The sequence below is a fragment of the Streptococcus sp. 343_SSPC genome, assembly GCF_001072385.1.
Taxonomy (GTDB): Bacteria; Bacillota; Bacilli; order Lactobacillales; family Streptococcaceae; genus Streptococcus.
In genome coordinates this window covers 1-19,138 of the sequence record NZ_JVKU01000026.1, presented here as the reverse complement: position 1 = coordinate 19,138, position 19,138 = coordinate 1, and the positions used below count along the sequence as shown (strand labels likewise).

Genomic DNA, 19,138 nt, shown 5'->3' with positions numbered 1-19,138 from the left:
CACTCCCCTCACTCATGTATATGAATTAGTCTTTTACGATAATCGTTCCACTTTCAGACTCAATCAAAGCGCCAAGGTTTTCAAGTGAAGTGATGACTGCTTTTCCTTCTGGACGACCATTTACAAAGGCAATCGCAGCTTCTACTTTAGGAAGCATGCTTCCTGGTGCAAATTGATCTTGTTTGATGTACTCTTCCAATTGAGCGACATTGACATGTTCCAATTTTTCTTGGTCTGGTTTGTTGTAGTTTACAAAAACATAGTCTACACCAGTCAAAACGATGAAGAGGTCTGCTTCTACTAGTTCAGCCAAACGTTGAGATGCAAAGTCTTTGTCGATAACAGCTTCAACACCAGTCAAGCTACCATTTGCTTCTTTCACAACTGGGATACCGCCACCACCAGCAGCAACAACGACTTGTCCGTCGTTCAACAAGGTACGGATGGTATTGATTTCTTTGATGTCCACTGGTTTTGGTGAAGCAACAACTTTACGCCAGCCACGACCAGCATCTTCTTTGAAGGTTGCTCCTGATTTTTCAGCTTCTGCTTTTGCTTCTTCTTCTGAGTAGAATGGACCGATTGGTTTGCTGAGGTTGACAAAGGCTGGGTCGTTCTTATCCACAACGACTTGTGTCACAACTGAAGCCACATCTTTTTCAATTCCTTCTTCAAGAAGAGCATTTTGAAGAGCGTTTTGAAGCCAGAAACCAATGCTTCCTTCAGTCATTGCAACCAATGAATCCAATGGGAAAGCTGGGTTCTTTTCAGAATCAGCTGCCAAATGTTGGAGCAAAAGGTTTCCTACTTGAGGACCATTTCCGTGAGTGATGATCAAGTCATCCCCATTTTTGATTAATTTTACTAAGTGTTTTGCTGTTTCTACAAGTGCTTCTTGTTGAGCTTTTGCAGAAGGATCAGATGAAAGGATGGCGTTTCCTCCCAAAGCAACGACGATTTTTCTTGACATAGGTTTTCCCTTTCTATAAAAAATAGGGGCAGGACTAAAGCTAGCAGTCCAGCCCCTATAGCTGTTGGTATACGGTTATAAAGTCTTAAACTTTTGGAATGTACAAGTTACCAAGAGTAGCTGCCATCACCGCTTTGATTGTGTGCATACGGTTTTCAGCTTGGTCAAAGTGACGAGCATATTTGCTACGGAACACTTCGTCAGTAACTTCCATTTCTTCTACGCCGAATTTTTCAGCAACATCTTTACCATAAACAGTGTTTGTGTCGTGGAAAGCTGGCAAGCAGTGCAAGAAGATCAAGTCTTCGTTATCAGCTTTCTTAACCAATTCCATGTTTACTTGGTAAGGTTTCAAAAGGGCAACGCGTTCTGCAAATTTGTCTTCTTCACCCATAGATACCCAAACGTCAGTGTAAAGTACATCTGCACCTTTCACAGCTTCGTCAGCATCTTCAGTGATCAAGATATGTGCACCACTTTCTTTTGCGAATCCTTCTGCCAATTCAACAATTTCTTGTTCTGGGAAGAGTTCTTTTGGTGAGAAGATGTGTACGTTCACACCAAGGATAGCACCTGTTACAAGAAGGCTGTTTGCAACGTTGTTACGTCCGTCACCACAGTACACAAGTGTCAAACCTTCAAGGCGTCCAAAGTTTTCTTGAACAGTCAAGTAGTCTGCAAGCATTTGAGTTGGGTGCCATTCGTCAGTCAAACCATTCCATACTGGAACACCTGAGAATTCAGCCAATTCTTCAACCATACGTTGGCTGAAACCACGGAATTCAATACCGTCAAACATACGTCCAAGAACTTTAGCAGTATCTTCTGTAGATTCTTTTTTACCAAGTTGGATGTCGTTTGCACCAAGGTATTCTGGGTGAGCACCAAGGTCGATGGCTGCAGTAGTGAAGGCTGCACGAGTACGAGTTGAAGTTTTTTCAAACAAAAGCGCAATGTTTTTACCAGCTAGGTAGCGGTGTTCAATGTTGCGTTTTTTAAGGTCTTTCAAGTGAGCTGAAAGTCCGATAAGGTATTCTAACTCTGCACGTGTAAAGTCTTTTTCTGCTAAAAAGCTACGTCCTTGGAATACTGAAGTTGTCATTAATTATCTCCTTTTATTATGCATGATAAGATCCTGTCAATCAGTTTAGAGGGCTCAGTTTAGACACTGAGCCCGTCTAACCTGTAGAAGGATGATTAGATTTCTTCACGTTCGAATGGCATTGACATACAACGAGGTCCACCACGACCGCGAACCAATTCACTTCCGCGGATCTTGATCAAACGAAGTCCGTATTCTTCTAATTTCTTGTTGGTAACAGTGTTACGGTCGTATACAACTACCACACCAGGTGCGATTGTAAGAGTATTTGATCCGTCGTTCCATTGTTCACGCGCAGCAGCAACGATGTTGCCATCTCCACATGGAATCAAAGTAACTTTTTCTACACCAAGGTTTTCAGCAAGCAATTCAGCCAAATCACCTTTTTCTTCAACGATCTTCAATTGTTCGTTTTCATAAGTTACAGAGAAGACGCGAAGGTTACCTTGGATTTCTGGGTGGATTGTGAATTTATCGTAGTCCACCATTGTGAATACTGTATCCAAGTGCATGAATTTACGGTTGTTAGCAAATTCGAAGGCCAATACTTTCTTGAAGCCAACGTTCTTCTTGAAGATGTTTACCAACAATTTTTCGATTGATGCAGCATCAGTACGTTGTGAGATACCAACTGCCAATACATCTTTAGAAAGTACCAACTCATCTCCACCTTCGATACGAGTATCTTCTTCGCGGTTGTAAACAAGTTCAACTTTTCCACCGTAAACTGGGTGGTATTTGAAGATGTATTTACCATACAAAGTTTCACGGTTACGTGTATCTGCGTACATGTGGTTCAATGATACTGCATTACCAATTGTCGCAAATGGGTCACGTGTGAAGTACAAGTTTGGCATTGGGTCGATAGCAAATGGATAGTCAGATTCAACAAGGTCTGTCAATCCTTTTGCTTCTTCAGGAATTTCTGGAAGTTCAGCTTTTTGAACCCCTGCCATTGTTTTTTCAACCAATTCTTGGTTGTCTTCAATGCTGTGAAGCAATTCACGGATCGCAATTTTTGTTTGGCGTCCACGAATGTTCGCTTCTTCAAGGTATTCTTCGATGAACTGATCGCGAATTTCTGGAGAAGTCAATGACTCAGCAGCTAACTGTTCAAGATAAAGTACTTCAATACCTTCGTTACGAAGTGCTTCAGCAAATGCGTCGTGTTCTTTTTGAGCATCTTCCAAGAAAGGAATATCATCAAAAAGAAGACGTTCAAGATAGTCAGGCATCAAGTTTTCCAACTCTTTACCTGGACGGTGCAAACAAACTTTTTTCAGTTTTCCAATTTCTGAGAAAACATGAATTGGGTGTGTAGACATCTATAGTCCTCCTTCTTCTTGCGGTTTAGCTTAGCTAATCCCGTTTACAGGTTTTATTTTATCACCAATTGGTACCGCTTTCACAGTCAATCTTCCATTACGAATGCCAATAATCTGACACTTTTTTAAATATTACCCTTGTTTTATGAAAAATGAACCGCTTTCTTTGAATATTTTGCTAAATATATTCTTTTTGCGAGTAAATATTTTTTTATTTGATTTTTGAAACTTTTTAACGTTTTTGACAGAAAATAAAAGAAGCCCTATTAGACTTCTTCAAAACTATCTAAAAAGAATGGAAGATCTAGAAAAGTTAATTTCTTATGCTTGTACTCGATTCTCTCCTCTTCTAGGAGCTTCTTTAACACTTGATTGACGGTTTCTCTCGTCGTCGCAGCTAATCTAGCCAACTCCTTCATACTCATTGGAAAAGGAATAGTTGGCCCATACTTTTGAAAATCCTTACAGAGTAGAGCTAGGGATTGGATCACACGATCACTGGCACTAGCTGCCACCACATTGCGAAGTCGCAACTCCTGGAATTCCAGAATTTTTGAAAGTTTTCTCGTTATAAAGAGAACTTGTTCCATACTGGACTGAACAATTTCTTCATAAAGCTGAACAGGGATACTGAAATATTTTACCGTTGTCATGGAAGTGGCTGTATAGTGATAAGTTGAATCTGCAAACATACCACCATATGGGAAAACAGCTCCTTCTTTGATGTAATCCATATACGAGAAGGTGTCTGAAGAGTCAAACTCCTCAATCCGGACATAGCCTTCCACCACTAAAAAGATCCGATCGCGTTTATCACCAGCAAAAAATAGGATTTGTCCCTTTGGGATTTCTCTATAATGGATTTCTACAGCTAATTTATCAAATTTTTCAACTGGAATTTCAGAGAAAGCTGGATGGGATCGAATCAACTGATAATCTTCTTTTGTAATCATTTTTATTCTTTCTTTAGGTTCTTTAGTTATTATATCATATTTATTCACTGACCTCAAAGAATGTCACCAAGATTTTAACCATTAAACCATATTTTTGCATAGAAAAAACCTTCCCAAAACTATCTTGGGAAAGGTTCTAATTCCTTAATTGACATTTACACGGTGCCATTCATTGATCACATAGCAGAGTTGACCAAGTAAATGAAGACCGTAACCACTGATCTCCGTACTTTCTGGGGTTGTCCCCCCTAGACCAGCTGTAAAAATTGAGATAAGATAAGGAGTTTGTTCGTAAACAATAGCTTCGACATTCAGGGCTTCCGCTACATAACCAGGTTTTTGCTGAATGACTAAATCTGGTAAATACCGTTTGTAGTATTCATTTGGAAAGGACTCTCCGATTAATTCTAGCAAGGTCCCATACTTTTCTTTGTGGTTCCAAAGATAGTCCAAGACTTGAATATAGTAATCAGATGTCGTTTTGTTTTCAGGACTAATGGTTTTTATTTCTGCACGGGATTTTCCATATTTTTTATACTTCTCATAGACATTGTCCATGCCACCAAAGCGGTCGGCCAAGGCATATGCCGGCGTATTTTCTGAATAGACAAGAGAATAACGTTGCATATCTGGAATCGTCATAGCTCCACCAAAGGCAGCTACATAATTATCATGCTCTCCAAGGTACTCGTAGTAAGTATTGGTAATATCAAATTCATCCGTTAAGTTTAATTTCCCTGCATCGACTTCATCCACGACTAACATATTTAGGGGCAGTTTATAAGTACTTCCCGCTGTCATTGGCTGTAACTCATTCATAGAAAATTGTTGACCTGTCGCAGGATTTTTATAGGTAAAGGTAATTTGGGAAGGATCAATACCATACTCAGCCATATAGTCTTGTACAACTTCTACCAAGCCTTTATTGGCATAATCATAGACAAGACCCAAATTTTCCATGGTTTCACGATCTTGATCCATGACGGCTTGTTTCTCCTCAGGAGTTTTGACACGAGGAGGTTGGGGAGGCTGCTTCTCTTGCTTGGACTCAACTGGTTGAGCCGTCGTTCCCTCTTGAGCAAGAGGCGAAGCTGGAGCCTGATGAAGATGAAGGTAACTTAATGCTCCAACTCCTCCTATACATAGTAAAATTCCCAATACAATCATGATCGATCGAACATTAAATATTTTTTTCATATGAAGTTAATTATAAAAGATTCTCTTTAAAATAACAAGGTATTTCTGGATCAGAAAACGATTTCTTCTGGAAGAAACTTTTTTAGCAATCCCGACTGAATCCTTCCTCCTGTTCCTATGAATCCGTCCCCTTTTGACTGTCTTATTTGCGCTTAAAGGATCCCATAATCAATTTAGCAACTTCACGCGCAATGGTACGGAACAAGGAACTGATAAAGGAATCTTTGGCCTTTTCTATACTAGATTTTCGTGGACGGCCCGGACTCCGTTTTTGACTGGCCTTCTCTTCTGCAACTCTGGCCTTTTCTTCCTCTTCCCGCTCCTTTTCCTTCTCTTCTCTAGCAGACTTTTCAGTCAACTTTTCATAAGCTGATTCGTTGTCTACTCGAACAGCATATTTTTGATGGAAAGGAGAGCTGGTAATCAAGGCCAACTGTTCACTCTCGTTTAACAAATCAAAACTCGATTGTGGAGACAAAATATAGGAGCGTTCCACCACACTTGGTTGCCCCTTTTCATTTAGGAAGGAAACGAGAGCTTCCCCTGTTCCCAACTCCGTCAAGACAGTTTCCGTATCAAATTCTGGGTTTGGTCGGAAGCTTTGAGCAGCAACTTTAATAGCTTTCATTTCTTTTGGCGTATAGGCACGCAAGGCATGTTGAACACGATTCCCAAGCTGGGCCAATACAGACTCAGGGAGATCTTGAGGATTCTGTGTAATAAAGTAGATCCCCACTCCTTTAGACCGGATGAGGCGAACGACTTGCTCAACTTTTTCAAGGAAGAGCTTGCTCGCATCATTAAACAAGAGGTGGGCTTCATCAAAGAAAAAGACAAATTTCGGTTTTTCTAGATCTCCAACTTCTGGTAAGGTCTCGAACAGACGAGACAACATCCAGATCAGGAAGGTTGAATAGAGCTTAGGGGAGTTGAAAAGACGAGTCGCTGATAGAATGTTGATGTATCCTCGTCCACTGCTGTCCAATTGCATAAAATCTTGAAGGTCCAAGGCTGGCTCTCCGAAGAATTGATCTGCCCCCTCTTGCTCTAGCACTAACAAGCTTCGTTGAATAGCTCCCACTGATTGTTTACTGATATTGCCATATTGAGCGGAATAGTCTGAAGCATGGTCATAGACTTCCTTCAAAAGACTCTGTAAATCCTTCAGATCAATCAAAGGCCAATTTTTTTCTTTAGCTAATTTAAAGACGATGGCCAAAATCCCTGTTTGTGTTTCATTGAGGTCCAACAAGCGCGCTAGCAAAAGAGAGCCCATTCCTTCAATCGTTGCACGGACCGGATGTCCTGCTTGACCAAAGACATCCCATAAGCGAACTGGAAAAGCTTGCGGTTCAAAAGGATCTGTAATACCAAGTAGTTTATAGCGTTCTTCCATCTTTGGCGTCCATTGTCCTGCTTTGGCAAGACCTGAAAGATCTCCCTTGATATCCGCTAGAAACACCGGAATCCCTTGCTGACTTAATTTTTCAGTTATGACTTTTAGGGTCACGGTTTTCCCTGTACCAGTAGCCCCTGCAATTAACCCGTGGCGGTTGAGCATTTTTAGATAAAGTGGCGTATCCACTGCTCCTTTTGTAATCGTAATACTTATCATTTTCATTCTCCCTTTTGTTGAGGTACAGTTTTTTTCAGAAAAAGTGACACGGCTTCTTTCTTATGTAGGAAGCCTTTCTCCTCACTTTCACATACTCTTCTAGTGTATCATTTTCAGGTATAAACGCAAGAAATATCCCTCCCAAAACAGGAGAATCATTTTACTCTACTTTGAGTAATTCTAAAAATAAAAAGCCTGAATCGAGGGGCTCCTTTAAGTGACCTCTTGATTCAAACTTTTTTTATTATGAAAGCTTATTTAGCTGCTGCATAAAGCTCGTCTACTTTGTTCCAGTTAATCACTGAGAAGAAAGCTTTGATGTAGTCAGGACGAACGTTGCGGTATTTCACATAGTAGGCATGTTCCCAAACGTCCAAGCCCAAGATTGGTTTCTTCCCTTCTGAGATTGGTGTGTCTTGGTTAGCTGTTGAAGTCACTTCAAGCTTCCCTTCTTTGTTCACAACCAACCATGCCCATCCAGAACCGAAACGAGTGGTTGCTGCTGCAGTGAAAGCTGCTTGGAATTCTTCGAATGAACCGAAGGCTTCATCGATTGCTGCTGCAAGTTCTGCTGAAGGAGCTGTCTTTTCAGGAGTCATCAATTCCCAGAAAAGAGCGTGGTTCAAGTGTCCACCACCGTTGTTGATAAGCGCTTGGCGGATATCAGCTGGGATCGATTCTACATCTGCCAACAAAGCTTCAAGGTCTTCACCAATTTCAGGGTGTTTTTCAAGAGCTGCATTTGCATTGTTTACGTAAGTTTGATGGTGTTTATCATGGTGCAAGTGCATTGTTTCAGCATCAATGTATGGTTCCAATGCATCGTATGCGTACGGAAGATCTGGTAAAATAATTGCCATGGAAAATACCTCTATTTCTTTATGTATATAAAAATGATAACGCAATCATCTAATTTATTCAACTATTCTGCTTACACAGATGGGTTGGCCAACTTTAGCAAAGCCAAATCAAATAGATAATCTTTCTCATAGGTTCCCGATTTCATTTGGAAGTCGGTATCAATCAAAAGACAAATCGCCTGCTCCAAATAGCTTAAAGATATCCCTCTACTATCTCTTAGAGCAAATTTGACTTGATAGGGATTTACTTTTCGACCGGTCAGCTCTGATAGGTCTGAAACGATTTGGGATTCTGTTCGTCCCTCTTGCTTCAACAGCTTGACCTGTGTGTAAATACGGAACTGACTCAATAAAATGGCCAAAAGCTTGATTTCATCCTCTCCTTGCAGCCGAAGGTCCTTGACCAAACTGCGGGCTGAATCAATTTGTTTCTTTAGAATCATCTGGATCAGATCAAACAGATTATCCTGGAGTGTCTTTGGAATAGCCTCTTCTATATCTGTGATAGTGATGCTTGAAGCTCCCTTGTAGGTTTTAAGAAACTCCAAGTTTTTCTGAATCTCACTAAAATCAAAGCCAGATTTAATCAAAAGTTGGTCGAAGGCTTGTGAATCAATCGCTAGCCCTAAAGACTTGATCTCTTCCGTGAAATGGGCACGCAACTCCTGCTCTTTTAATTCAGTCGCTTCCAGCAACTGGGCATCCCTTTTTAAGAGCTTGACAATTCTTCGCTTGCTATCCAGTTTTCCTTCCGCAATGACAATCAAGCGAGTCGTTTCTAAAGGTGCCGATAAGTATCCTTCAAAAGACTGCAATTCATCATCTGTCAGGTATCTTTTTTTTGCGGTCGTCACATCGACAAAATGATCCAAAATCACTATTTTTTCATCCGCAAAAAATGGAAGGCTGACCAAGTCAAGCTCAACTTCTGAATAAGCTGTTTCCTTCATGTCAAAATAGGAATAGTTCAAATCAGATGAATCGTAGCCAACTTTCTTTAAAAGTTGCTCTTTCATCCACTCAAACTGACCGATGTCATCCCCTGATAGAACCAGGATTGGAGGAAGGTTCTCGGCACTGATTTTTTTAATTGTTTGTAAAGCCTGCATGTTCTGAAGGTACCTCATTCCACTCTCTAAACTGATGCTGGGTCTGTTCCGATTCCATTTTCTTTTCAAGCGGTGCTTTCTCTAGTGGTGTTGGTGGAGCCGAAACAATCTGGGGAATAGCTGAAAAACTATTGGGATCCACCAAATAGAAAGGCATACTTGGCAATGAGACCACTGGATTTGTCGAAGCAAATCCTTGAGAAGAATTCTGATCCGGTTGTGCAAGTCTAGCACTTGGAAGGACCAGGAGACAAGCCAAGGAGAACAAGCCTGCAAGAGCTAAGACTAGAAAAATGGAAATAGGAGATAAAAGGTAGAGCAAGATAGGGCCTAGAAATAGGAAAATCAACGACCAATGAAAACCTGCATCTCTCAATCGCCGAATGACTACTGCTTGCTGGGGAACAAAAATAAGATAGAGATAAAGGAGAAAAAAGATGCTGAACCAAGCTGAAACGTCCATCCCGGTCAAGGGAATCACGTCTTCCTCTGATTTCGAATTTGAAAAGAGTAAGACCAATTGGTAAATCCAAAATGGACTGGTAAATAGTAAATGCCAGGCTTGGCTAATCCAAAATTCTTTTCTATCTGATCTTCTAGAAAAATCAGCATATTGCATCCAAAACAACTGTAATGATTTCATACTTGTAACCTCATTTCCTTGACTTTATCATAGCAATTTTCAAGCTAGAAATCAAACAGCTCTTATCGAACGGTTTCAATCTTCCACTGATTCCAACCTCTAAAACGAATCGCTCCTTGCTGATCTGTACGAAAAACAGTCATCTGCAACTCTTTAAAACGTTCCAAGGTTTCCCGGTGAGGATGCTGGTAACGATTTTTTTCTCCCGCAGATATCAAGGCAATTTTTGCTTGGATTTGCTTTAAGAAGGCTGGGTGAGAAGAGCCCTTAGAACCATGGTGTCCTGCTTTTAATACATCCACGCGCAGTTGAGGATAGCGAGCTAACAAGGTCTTTTCCCCCTCTTCTTCTAAATCTCCTGTAAAAAGGAAGGTCCAACCATAAAACCGGCCATAGAGGACAAGAGAATCGTTATTACTCCCATCTCCTACCTCTACCGGATAGAGAACTTCTGCACTCCCATCAAAGATCGACAATTGATCCCCAGCCTCTAGTGTTTTTACAGGTAGGTTTAACCGTTTGAGCAAACGGACAAAAGAGTCTTTTTTTAAGCTTCCCTTGGAAATGTTGATTTCCTGAATGCTAACCTTAGCCGCAAGTACTTCCAAATCTCCCATATGATCTGTGTCAGTATGCGTGAGAATCATATGGTCAATCCGGTCAATCCCCCTACTCTTGAGATAGGGAATCAAGGTCCGTTCTGCATTGCTAGTAGACCTCCGCTTCTTCCATTCCTCCTTTTGGCCAAAGTCCACTTTTCCTCCTGTATCAATTAAGATGGTTTTCCCTCGCCAATCACGCAACAAAATACTATCACCTTGACCAATATCAATGATGGTAATCTCATTTTCTAAAGGATGCTTCACGATGGCAAACACTGAGCATACTAAGACTAAAAACAGGTATCGCCACTTCTTAACCTTTCGCATCTCATAGAGACAAGCTAGCAAGCACAATAGTAATATAAAATAGTAAATGCTTGGCTGTCCAAAAACCAAGGATTGACTAGTGAAGCTTGCTAGATACTCCATACTTTTTTCCATCCAGACGAAGAAAGGATTCCAGAAGGTCAAGGGATAAAGAAAAGAAAGGAGAAAGACGACACTCAGTCCTGGCAACAACAGAAGGTCAAATAAGAGAGAAAAAATAAAGGTTAGAGGAAGGGACCAGGGTTGGTATTCTCCAAAGAAAAAAATGAGAAAAGGAAGAACCCCTAGTGTTAACACTAGACTCTCCTTGATGACTTTTCGGATTCCCTCCTTCTCCTCTTCGGAAGAGGTTAGCGTCAATATAAAGGCGTAGGCACAGGATAAGAGACCTCCAGCAGTCAACAAGGAGGATGGTAAAAGAAGGACTAATAAGAGGAGAGTGACCCCCATATTTTCCATTCCTTTGAGCCCAGCCTGGGCTAGGAGTTTCTGTAAGAGGCTTCGAACGACCGAAACCGAAAAGCCTGTCATCCCAGCATAAAGAAGCGAAAATGGATAGAGGAGGTAGGCAACCTTTTCCTGCTCCAATCCCAAGCGGAGAAAGAAGCGCCGAAAGACATCTAAGAAGAAGGCAACCTGCATGCCCGACAAGGCAAACAGATGGATAATCCCCAAGTTCGAATACAGCTGGCTCATTTCTTCAAACTCCACATCTAAAAAACCAAAAAGCAAGCCCGTCATGTAGTGACTCATGGGTTGGGGAAAATGCTGGTGAACCCATACAAGGGCCTTTCGCCTCCAACTAGACAGCAGCCCTATGAAATCTCTAGGCTCAGCAGGTCTCTTTTCAAGAATGTGACTGATTTTCAAAAGGTGATAAATCCCTTGTGTTTTCAGATAAGCCTGGTAATCAAAGCCCATAAAATTACGCTGTTTTGTCGGTGTTTCCAATTCCCCTTTGATCCGTAATTCTAGCCCCTGATTCAGGTGTTTAAAATAAGCTTGTTCTTCCTCTGACTGAAGCTGGTAGAAAACCTGAAAAGTACGGCTACCTGACTTGGCACGAAAGGATAAAGCATCTCCATTCACCTTGATGGTGTCCGGTAAAAGCTGAATGACCCTTGGGACCCTATGATCGCTTGACTCTTGTTTTCCCTGTTCGATCCGGAAAGCAAAACAAAGGGTAAAGAGGGAAAGAAACCCTATGAGGCACAGAAATCGTTTGCCATCGTAGCGTCTTCTAAACAAGATGAAGAAGGCCAGAAGGAAGAACGAAGCGAGCCAGTGTCCCGTGTAGATCCAATAATAGAGAGATAAGACCGGCAGGGTGAGATGAAAGGGATGAATGTTGAGACTTCTAATCCACTGTAACATGCTCTTTTAACTTTTCTAGCGTCTTTTGACCAATCCCAGAAACATTTTTCAGTTCATCAACAGACTGAAATTTCCCTTTTTCCTCTCGATAAGCAATGATATCTTGGGCTCGCTTTTGACCTATCCCTGAAATCGTCTGTAGTTCTGCTTCTGTTGCCGTATTGAGATTGACCTTTCCATCTTTTGACTGCTTTTCGCCACCGGTCGTCCCAGCAGATGCAGATGCGGACGCAACAGGCTCTACCTCCTCTCCATTCTTAGCAACATAGACGATGGACTCATCCTCCAATTTTTGCGCTAAGTTGACGGATTGGCTGTTGGCTTCGTCTGTCATCCCTCCTGCTTTTTGGACAGCATCATAGACCCGGCTCCCCACTGGCAGTTCGTAGACCCCTGCTTGTCTGACAGCTCCCTTCACATCCACCATGATTTTCTCTTGAGAGGAGTCCGTCTTTTCCTCACCCCTCTGTTGAGAGCTAGATGGGAGGCTGGTGTCTTCCTTAGGAGAAGCCTCCTGATCCACCATTTCTAACTGTGAAATGACAGTTTCCGGTGCTTGTGGAGGTTGCTTAGGCCAAAAGAGAAATATTCCTCCCATCACTAGCCCCACAGTAGCCAAACCTAAAAACAGTTTATATTCCTTAATCTTCTCAATCCACGTCTCCATAAATACCCCTTTTATTTTTATTATTCGTAAAAAAACGAAGAAATAAAAAAAAGAATGTCAAAAATCACATGATTTTTGACATTCTTTTTATCTAGAGTACTGCTTAGTCTTTCCGATGCTTGTCCGGATCCCAAACAAAACTAGCGATATAACTAAACAAGAGGGTCAGTAAAGCGACAACCAAGACAAATGGCAACAGTAAAAATTTCAACAAACGGATGAGGATAAAAGGTTTCCGGTCATTGCGGAGTACCTGAGATTCTGCATCTAAGCGATCAAACTCAGCCTGGATTCGTCTTGCAACTTCTTCCACTCCCTCATCATTCATTTTTGCAATATCAGAGATATCAATAGGCTGCCCAAAATTCATGTCAACCCGTTCACAGCTCGCTAGTCCTTTCAAAGTCATTGGACCCGTATAAGTGACAGGCATAATACGTACCTTGGCCATCTTGGCAATCACGGCAACTCCACCCTTAACATCCTGAGAATGACGACTTCCACTTGGAAACATAATCAAGGAACGCTTGCTTTTTTTGAGCATATTCACTGGGTATTTAATCGCTGCTGCACCTGGATTTTCGCGGTCAATTGGGAAAGCCCCGCACATGCGAATCCACCATCCAAAAATCCGATTGGTAAAGAGTTCCTTCTTAGCCATAAAGATAAATTGCTTGGGTTTGGTCGCAAAGGCCATGTAGACAGGATCCCACCAAGTTCGATGAGGAGCTACGAGAATGTAATTTTCCTCTTGACTCGGAATCAGTTCCTTATGATGGTAATGAGCATTTCCATTCAGAACCCATAAAATAAAGGTCACTAAGCCACGTAAATAGGTATAAAACATGCTTTCTCCTTTGATAATTCTCTTGTTTATCCATTATACCGTATCCTTCTCTTCCCCGCAAATCTTTTCAAAAACTTGATGACTCAACAAACCGACTGCATCTAGTCTTTTTCTTAAAAAAATGATATGATGTTTTTATGGAAATGAATGAATTAAAGGGATTAACCCATGAAGAGGTCCGCAAAAAAATACAGCGTGGCCAAACCAACGAATTTAAAGCGAATACCAGTACCAGTACCTGGCAAATCATCAAGCGCAATGTCTTCACCTTGTTTAATGCTTTGAACTTTGTTATCGCCCTCGCTTTGGTTGCGGTACAAGCCTGGAGCAATCTGGTCTTTTTTGCAGTCATCTGCTTTAACGCCTTATCCGGAATTGCTACAGAGCTCCGCGCTAAACGGATGATTGATAAATTGAACTTGATGAGTAAGGAGCTCGTCACTGTCATCCGAGCTGGAGAAGAAGAAACCATTGATCCAGAAGAAATCGTCCTTGGCGACCTGATTAAGCTATCTGCTGGAGACCAAATTCCGAGTGATGCCATCGTTCAAAAGGGAGTTGCTGAAGCCAACGAAGCCATGCTGACGGGAGAAAGTGACTTGGTTCTCAAGGAAGAGGGAGATGAACTTCTATCCGGTAGCTTCTTAGCGAGTGGCCAGGTCTACGCTCGTGTCAAACGTGTGGGGGCCAACAACTATGCTAATAAATTGATGGTAGAGGCGAAAACTCTCAAACCCATCAACTCCCGCATCCTCTACAATCTCGCAAAAATCTCTAGTTTTACTGGAAAAATTATTATCCCATTTGGAATTGCCCTCTTCTGTGAAGCCTTTTTGATTAAACTGCTTCCAATGAAAGATTCTGTAATTACCTCTTCCACTGCCCTCCTGGGCATGTTGCCAAAAGGGATTGCCCTTCTGACAGTGACCTCACTCTTGACAGCCGTGATCAAGTTAGGGATGCGCAAGGTCTTGGTCCAAGAAATGTACTCTGTGGAAACCTTGGCTCGTGTCGATACTCTTTGTTTGGATAAGACAGGAACCATCACCCAAGGAAAAATGACCGTCAAAGGCATTCACTCCCTGTCTGAACACTTTTCTGAAGAAACTATCGAAGTTATTCTCGCTGCCTATATGCAAAATTCTGAGGATAACAACCCAACTGCCCAAGCTATCCGCAAAGCATATGGCGAGTTAGAACACGCTTATACAGCCGAGTCAATCATTCCATTTTCAAGTGATCGAAAATGGGGGGCCATGACCCTGACCAACTTGGGGACCGTTTATTTAGGGGCCCCAGAAATGCTCCTCAAAGAAAATCCTCCAGCGGTATTGGAAGCCCAAGCCCATGGATCACGGGTCTTGATTTTAGCTCGCAGTGTGGAAGCCATCGATATGCATGATTTAACTTTGCCAAGTGATGTAGAAGCAATCGCCGTCATTGAAATCCTCGATCCAATCCGCGAAGGAGCTGCCGAAACCTTGGATTATCTTCGCTCCCAAGATGTAGATCTCAAAATCATCTCTGGTGATAATCCAGTCACTGTTTCTTACATTGCTAAGGAAGCTGGTTTTGAAAGCTATGAAAATTATATTGACTGTTCTAAGATTGAGGACGATGAGTTGGTGGACCTAGCTGAAAGTACAGCTATTTTTGGACGGGTTTCTCCTCATCAGAAGAAACTTTTGATTCAAACCCTCAAGGCTGCTGGTCGTACCACTGCCATGACAGGGGACGGGGTCAATGATATCCTAGCCTTACGAGAAGCTGACTGCTCCATCGTGATGGCCGAAGGCGATCCTGCAACTCGTCAAATTGCCAATCTCGTCTTGTTAAACTCAGACTTCAATGATGTTCCAGAAATTCTCTTTGAAGGTCGTCGGGTCGTCAATAACATTGGACGAATTGCTCCTATCTTCTTTATTAAGACGATCTACTCCTTCATTCTGGCCATTATCTGTATCGCAAGTGCCCTTTTCTTTGACATCAACTACTTGTTGATTTTCCCATTTATTCCGATTCAGATTACGCTGATTGATCAGTTTGTCGAAGGATTCCCACCATTTGTCTTGACCTTTGAACGAAACATTAAGCCAGTGGAAAAACACTTCCTCAAACGCTCCTTGCATCTGGCCTTACCAAATGCCTTGATGGTTGTCTTTAGCGTCTTATTTGTTCGTTTATGGGGAGCTCATCATGGCTGGTCTAGCCTGGATATGTCTACACTTTCCTACTACTTGTTAGGATCTATTGGCTTCTTGTCCGTTATTCGGGCTTGCTTGCCACTCAATATCTGGCGAGGTCTCTTAATCATCTTCTCTGTCTGCGGTTTCTACCTTTCTGCCTTTTACTTGAAAGGTCTGATTGAAATCGGAACATTGACAGCTGTGACCTTCCCAGTCTACCTTGCCTTGATGGCTCTCTTTACGGGAATCTTCATCTTGGCGACCATTTATCAAAAATATGAATTTGATTAAACAACTCTTGGATAAGGATGGAACGAAAGTTCTGTCCTTATTTTTTCTTATCCCTTTCTATGCTTTTCCCCGCCCTCTTTTCATGCTATAATAGAGCCATGAACGATATCGAATTAAAAGACGGCGAACGCGTCAACCAACTATTTTCCAGTGATGTGAAAATCATTCAAAACAGAGAAGTTTTTAGCTATTCCATTGATAGTGTCCTTTTGTCACGCTTTCCCAAGTTGCCCAACCGTGGTCTGATTGTCGATCTTTGTGCCGGCAATGGTGCTGTCGGACTCTTTGCTAGCACGCGCACCAAAGCCACCATCGTTGGAGTGGAGATACAAGAAAGACTAGCAGACATGGCAGAGCGTTCCATCCAATTGAATGGCCTCTCCGACCGCATGTCCATGATTACCGATGATTTAAAAAATTTGCCCCACCATTTCCCTGGTAGTAAAATCGACCTTATTCTCTGTAATCCTCCCTACTTTAAAGTAGACGAGCACTCCAATTTAAATGAGAGCCCTCATTATTTGCTAGCCCGTCATGAGATCACCACCAATTTGGACCAAATTTGTCAAGTGGCCCAACGGACTCTCAAGTCCAATGGCCGACTCGTCATGGTCCATCGTCCGGATCGCTTTTTAGATATCATCGAAACCATGAAACGCTTCAATCTGGCTCCCAAACGGATTCAATTTGTCTATCCCAAGGTCCATAAAGATGCCAACATGCTTCTCATTGAAGCCATTAAAGATGGATCACGGGATGGTCTAAAAATTCTTCCTCCACTGTTCATCCATGAAGAAGATGGAAGCTATACGCCGGAGATTCATGAGATTTACTATGGAAACTAAAGCTTATATGTATGTAGTCCAGTGTGCGGATGGGACCCTCTATACTGGCTACACCACCGATATCGAGCGCCGTATCAAAACCCACAATGCTGGCAAAGGCGCCAAATATACACGTCCCAGACTTCCTGTGACTTTGATCTACCAGGAGTCTTTCCCCGACAAAAGAGCTGCTATGTCAGCCGAGGCACTCTTTAAACGGAAGAGCCGAGAGGAAAAACTGACCTATATCAAGCATCAACAATCCAAGATAGATCCCGAACAAAAAAACACCTAGATGGTGTAACAATCATCTGTTTGCATGCTAAAAGGAGCCCCAAGAGCTCCTTTTTTTAATCAATCTAGGATTCGTCATCAAGGGTCTTCAAAAAAGCCCAATTTCCAACACTTTGTTTACCATAGTCTAGCACCATAGAATCTAATAGGACAAATTCATTTTTTTCATAGAAAAAGACATTTTGCTGGGTACTGGTAATCAAGCCTAGACGCTTACAACCTTTGGCTTTGACATAAGGTTCAATCCCGTTTTGGAGGAAATGACTACCAACCCCTTGTCCCTGAACAGTCGGGCTCACAGCAAACATCATCAAATACCAGTCGAAGTTTCCAGATTTTTTCAAATGTTGCTCCGAACGCTCCACCAGGTCCAGATATTTCATCAACTTCCAAGGGCTAATGTAACGGAATAACTTGAAAATTCCATTTACTAAATAAGAGACCATCGAGAAATCTTTTTGTTGCAAGAGTCCTACAGCTATAATTTCTCCATCTCGTTCAGCAACTAAGCAAGTTTCCCCTTTGATGTAGAGCTTGACTAACAAGGTATGCAATAGTTCAATAAAGGCCGGAAAGTATTCAGGCTTTTTTAAATCTTCTTTAATGACGGTTAAAAACGGATAATTCATAAAAGCATCAGAACAGACTTTTCCAATTAGCTTGTACTCATCTAGCCTTGCTTCTCTATATACGATCCTTTCCATACGCCAACTCCTTCATTCTAATAAGTCCATTATACTGTAAAATACTCTTTTTTTCGATTGCAATGTGAAATTATCACATAAATTCTTACAAATCAGAAGCCATTTGAATAGTGAATGAAAGCTTAATCAGATTTATGAACACTGAGAACCAATTTTTGATGAATGACGGAACTACTCCTGCATAGAAACAAAAAAATAGTCCTTCTAGATTTTTCTAGAAAGACTATTTGATACGTTAGGAACTAAGGAATTAAATACGCTCTTTCCAAGAAGTTGCGACTTGGTCTAAGACTTGGTTGAGCTCTTCAATGTTGCGACGACCTTCTGTACTGAGCCATTCACGAGCTGCTGCTTCGCCATTCTTGATGTAGGCTTCTACAGATCCAGCCCAAGTTGCTCGGCCACAGAGGACTCCATTGAAGTTCGCGCCTGCTTCATGGGCAAAGACAAGGGTTTCTTGGAAGAGTTTGGCAGAAACACCTGCACTCAAGTAGATGTATGGAAGGTTGGTTGCTTCTTCTTGTTCTTTAAAGAAGGCTGCCGCTTCTTCACGGCTATGAACGATTTCACCATCGCCAAAACCTTCAACGTATTTAACATTGACTGGAACTTCTACCTTCAAGACATCGATGTTAAAGCGTGGGTCTGAGAAGACTTTCATAGCTTCGATGACCTTGCGAGGTTTTACTTTCGCATATTCTACAGATCCGGCATCCGCGATTTTTTCATCATAAGCCAAGATTTCAAGGAAGAATGGAATTTCTTCTGCAGCACATTCTGAACCGATGCGTTCGATGTAAGCTTGTTTTTCTTGGTTGAGTTCTTCTGCACTATCCACATCATAGTAGAGCAAGAATTTCACTGCATCTGCACCCTGTTCTTTGATGCGTTTAGCTGACCAAAGGTTGAGGCAGTCTGGCAAACGCTTGGTGCTAGAAGTGTCGTAGCCTGTTTTTTCATAAGCCAACAAGAGACCTGCTTCTGCATCCAAGACCTTAGTCGCTGGAAGGCCATACTCAGGGTCCAAGAGCATAGAAGATGCGAATGGTGTCAATTCTTCAGCCACCAAGACCTTCAATTCTTCCATTTGAGCTACTGTTGGTTCTGTGTCTTGATATTGAGCCATGAGGCGTTTCAAGGCACCACGTTGGTCAAAGGCCAAGGCTGAGATCACACCCTCTTTGGTGCTCAATTTTTCTAAATAGTTGCGTTTTTGTTCTGTTAATACCATCTTATACCTCTTTTACA

At 41.9% G+C, this 19,138-nt stretch carries 17 protein-coding genes; 3 read left to right on the top strand and 14 right to left on the bottom strand.

The genetic code is table 11. The features are described 5' to 3' along the window. Positions 1-25 precede the first annotated feature (25 nt). From arcC to ADH27_RS07720, 12 genes are all read right to left on the bottom strand, one after another. Positions 26-970 (bottom strand): carbamate kinase, encoded by a 945-nt coding sequence (arcC, locus tag ADH27_RS07775; RefSeq protein ID WP_048689208.1) that lies wholly within the window; start codon positions 968-970, stop codon positions 26-28. A gap of 85 nt (positions 971-1,055) precedes the next feature. Next, positions 1,056-2,072, bottom strand: coding sequence for an ornithine carbamoyltransferase (gene argF / locus ADH27_RS07770; protein WP_048689206.1), 1,017 nt, complete (start codon positions 2,070-2,072; stop codon positions 1,056-1,058). A 95-nt stretch (positions 2,073-2,167) separates the two neighbouring features. Then, positions 2,168-3,397, bottom strand: a complete 1,230-nt coding sequence (gene arcA / locus ADH27_RS07765) for an arginine deiminase (RefSeq protein WP_006596658.1) — start codon at positions 3,395-3,397, stop codon at positions 2,168-2,170. A gap of 266 nt (positions 3,398-3,663) precedes the next feature. Further along, positions 3,664-4,350, bottom strand: a complete 687-nt coding sequence (locus ADH27_RS07760; RefSeq protein WP_048717161.1) for a Crp/Fnr family transcriptional regulator — start codon at positions 4,348-4,350, stop codon at positions 3,664-3,666. A gap of 144 nt (positions 4,351-4,494) precedes the next feature. After that, positions 4,495-5,547: a serine hydrolase gene (locus ADH27_RS07755; RefSeq protein ID WP_048717160.1), complete on the bottom strand. Its 1,053-nt coding sequence runs from the start codon at positions 5,545-5,547 to the stop codon at positions 4,495-4,497. Between the two features lie 142 nt (positions 5,548-5,689). Then, positions 5,690-7,162, bottom strand: a complete 1,473-nt coding sequence (locus tag ADH27_RS07750) for a helicase HerA-like domain-containing protein (protein ID WP_048717158.1) — start codon at positions 7,160-7,162, stop codon at positions 5,690-5,692. Between the two features lie 254 nt (positions 7,163-7,416). Continuing rightward, the gene (gene sodA / locus ADH27_RS07745) at positions 7,417-8,022 is read right to left on the bottom strand and encodes a superoxide dismutase SodA (protein WP_048689195.1); all 606 of its coding nucleotides are present in this window, start codon (positions 8,020-8,022) and stop codon (positions 7,417-7,419) included. A 71-nt stretch (positions 8,023-8,093) separates the two neighbouring features. After that, complete coding sequence (gene holA / locus ADH27_RS07740; RefSeq protein ID WP_048717157.1) at positions 8,094-9,131, bottom strand: DNA polymerase III subunit delta; 1,038 nt, start codon at positions 9,129-9,131, stop codon at positions 8,094-8,096. Then, positions 9,109-9,774 (bottom strand): DUF805 domain-containing protein, encoded by a 666-nt coding sequence (locus tag ADH27_RS07735; RefSeq protein ID WP_048717156.1) that lies wholly within the window; start codon positions 9,772-9,774, stop codon positions 9,109-9,111. The genes holA and ADH27_RS07735 overlap by 23 nt, the downstream gene beginning before the upstream one ends. A 62-nt stretch (positions 9,775-9,836) precedes the next feature. After that, positions 9,837-12,077 (bottom strand): DNA internalization-related competence protein ComEC/Rec2, encoded by a 2,241-nt coding sequence (locus tag ADH27_RS07730; protein WP_048717155.1) that lies wholly within the window; start codon positions 12,075-12,077, stop codon positions 9,837-9,839. Next, positions 12,061-12,744, bottom strand: coding sequence for a helix-hairpin-helix domain-containing protein (locus ADH27_RS07725; protein WP_048717153.1), 684 nt, complete (start codon positions 12,742-12,744; stop codon positions 12,061-12,063). The genes ADH27_RS07730 and ADH27_RS07725 overlap by 17 nt, the downstream gene beginning before the upstream one ends. A gap of 103 nt (positions 12,745-12,847) precedes the next feature. Beyond that, positions 12,848-13,591, bottom strand: coding sequence for a lysophospholipid acyltransferase family protein (locus ADH27_RS07720; protein WP_048717150.1), 744 nt, complete (start codon positions 13,589-13,591; stop codon positions 12,848-12,850). Positions 13,592-13,728: 137 nt separating this feature from the next. Here ADH27_RS07720 and ADH27_RS07715 point away from each other — a divergent pair, with 137 nt between their 5' ends. The 3 genes from ADH27_RS07715 (at position 13,729) to ADH27_RS07705 (ending at position 17,187) form a co-directional block, all read left to right on the top strand. Next, on the top strand, positions 13,729-16,068 hold the full coding sequence (locus ADH27_RS07715) for a cation-translocating P-type ATPase (RefSeq protein ID WP_048717149.1): 2,340 nt from the start codon (positions 13,729-13,731) through the stop codon (positions 16,066-16,068). A 98-nt stretch (positions 16,069-16,166) separates the two neighbouring features. Beyond that, positions 16,167-16,913: a tRNA1(Val) (adenine(37)-N6)-methyltransferase gene (locus ADH27_RS07710; RefSeq protein ID WP_048689404.1), complete on the top strand. Its 747-nt coding sequence runs from the start codon at positions 16,167-16,169 to the stop codon at positions 16,911-16,913. Continuing rightward, entirely contained in the window at positions 16,903-17,187 is a 285-nt protein-coding gene (locus ADH27_RS07705) for a GIY-YIG nuclease family protein (protein WP_048717147.1), read from the top strand. The genes ADH27_RS07710 and ADH27_RS07705 overlap by 11 nt, the downstream gene beginning before the upstream one ends. Before the next feature lie 64 nt (positions 17,188-17,251). On the opposite strand, the gene ADH27_RS07700 is transcribed toward ADH27_RS07705, so the two are convergent. Next, positions 17,252-17,890, bottom strand: a complete 639-nt coding sequence (locus ADH27_RS07700; RefSeq protein ID WP_048717145.1) for a GNAT family N-acetyltransferase — start codon at positions 17,888-17,890, stop codon at positions 17,252-17,254. Positions 17,891-18,140: 250 nt separating this feature from the next. After that, positions 18,141-19,121 carry a tagatose-bisphosphate aldolase gene (gene lacD, locus ADH27_RS07695; protein WP_048717143.1) on the bottom strand — a complete coding sequence of 327 codons (981 nt, stop codon included), beginning with the start codon at positions 19,119-19,121 and terminating at the stop codon, positions 18,141-18,143. Between the last annotated feature and the right edge of the window lie 17 nt (positions 19,122-19,138).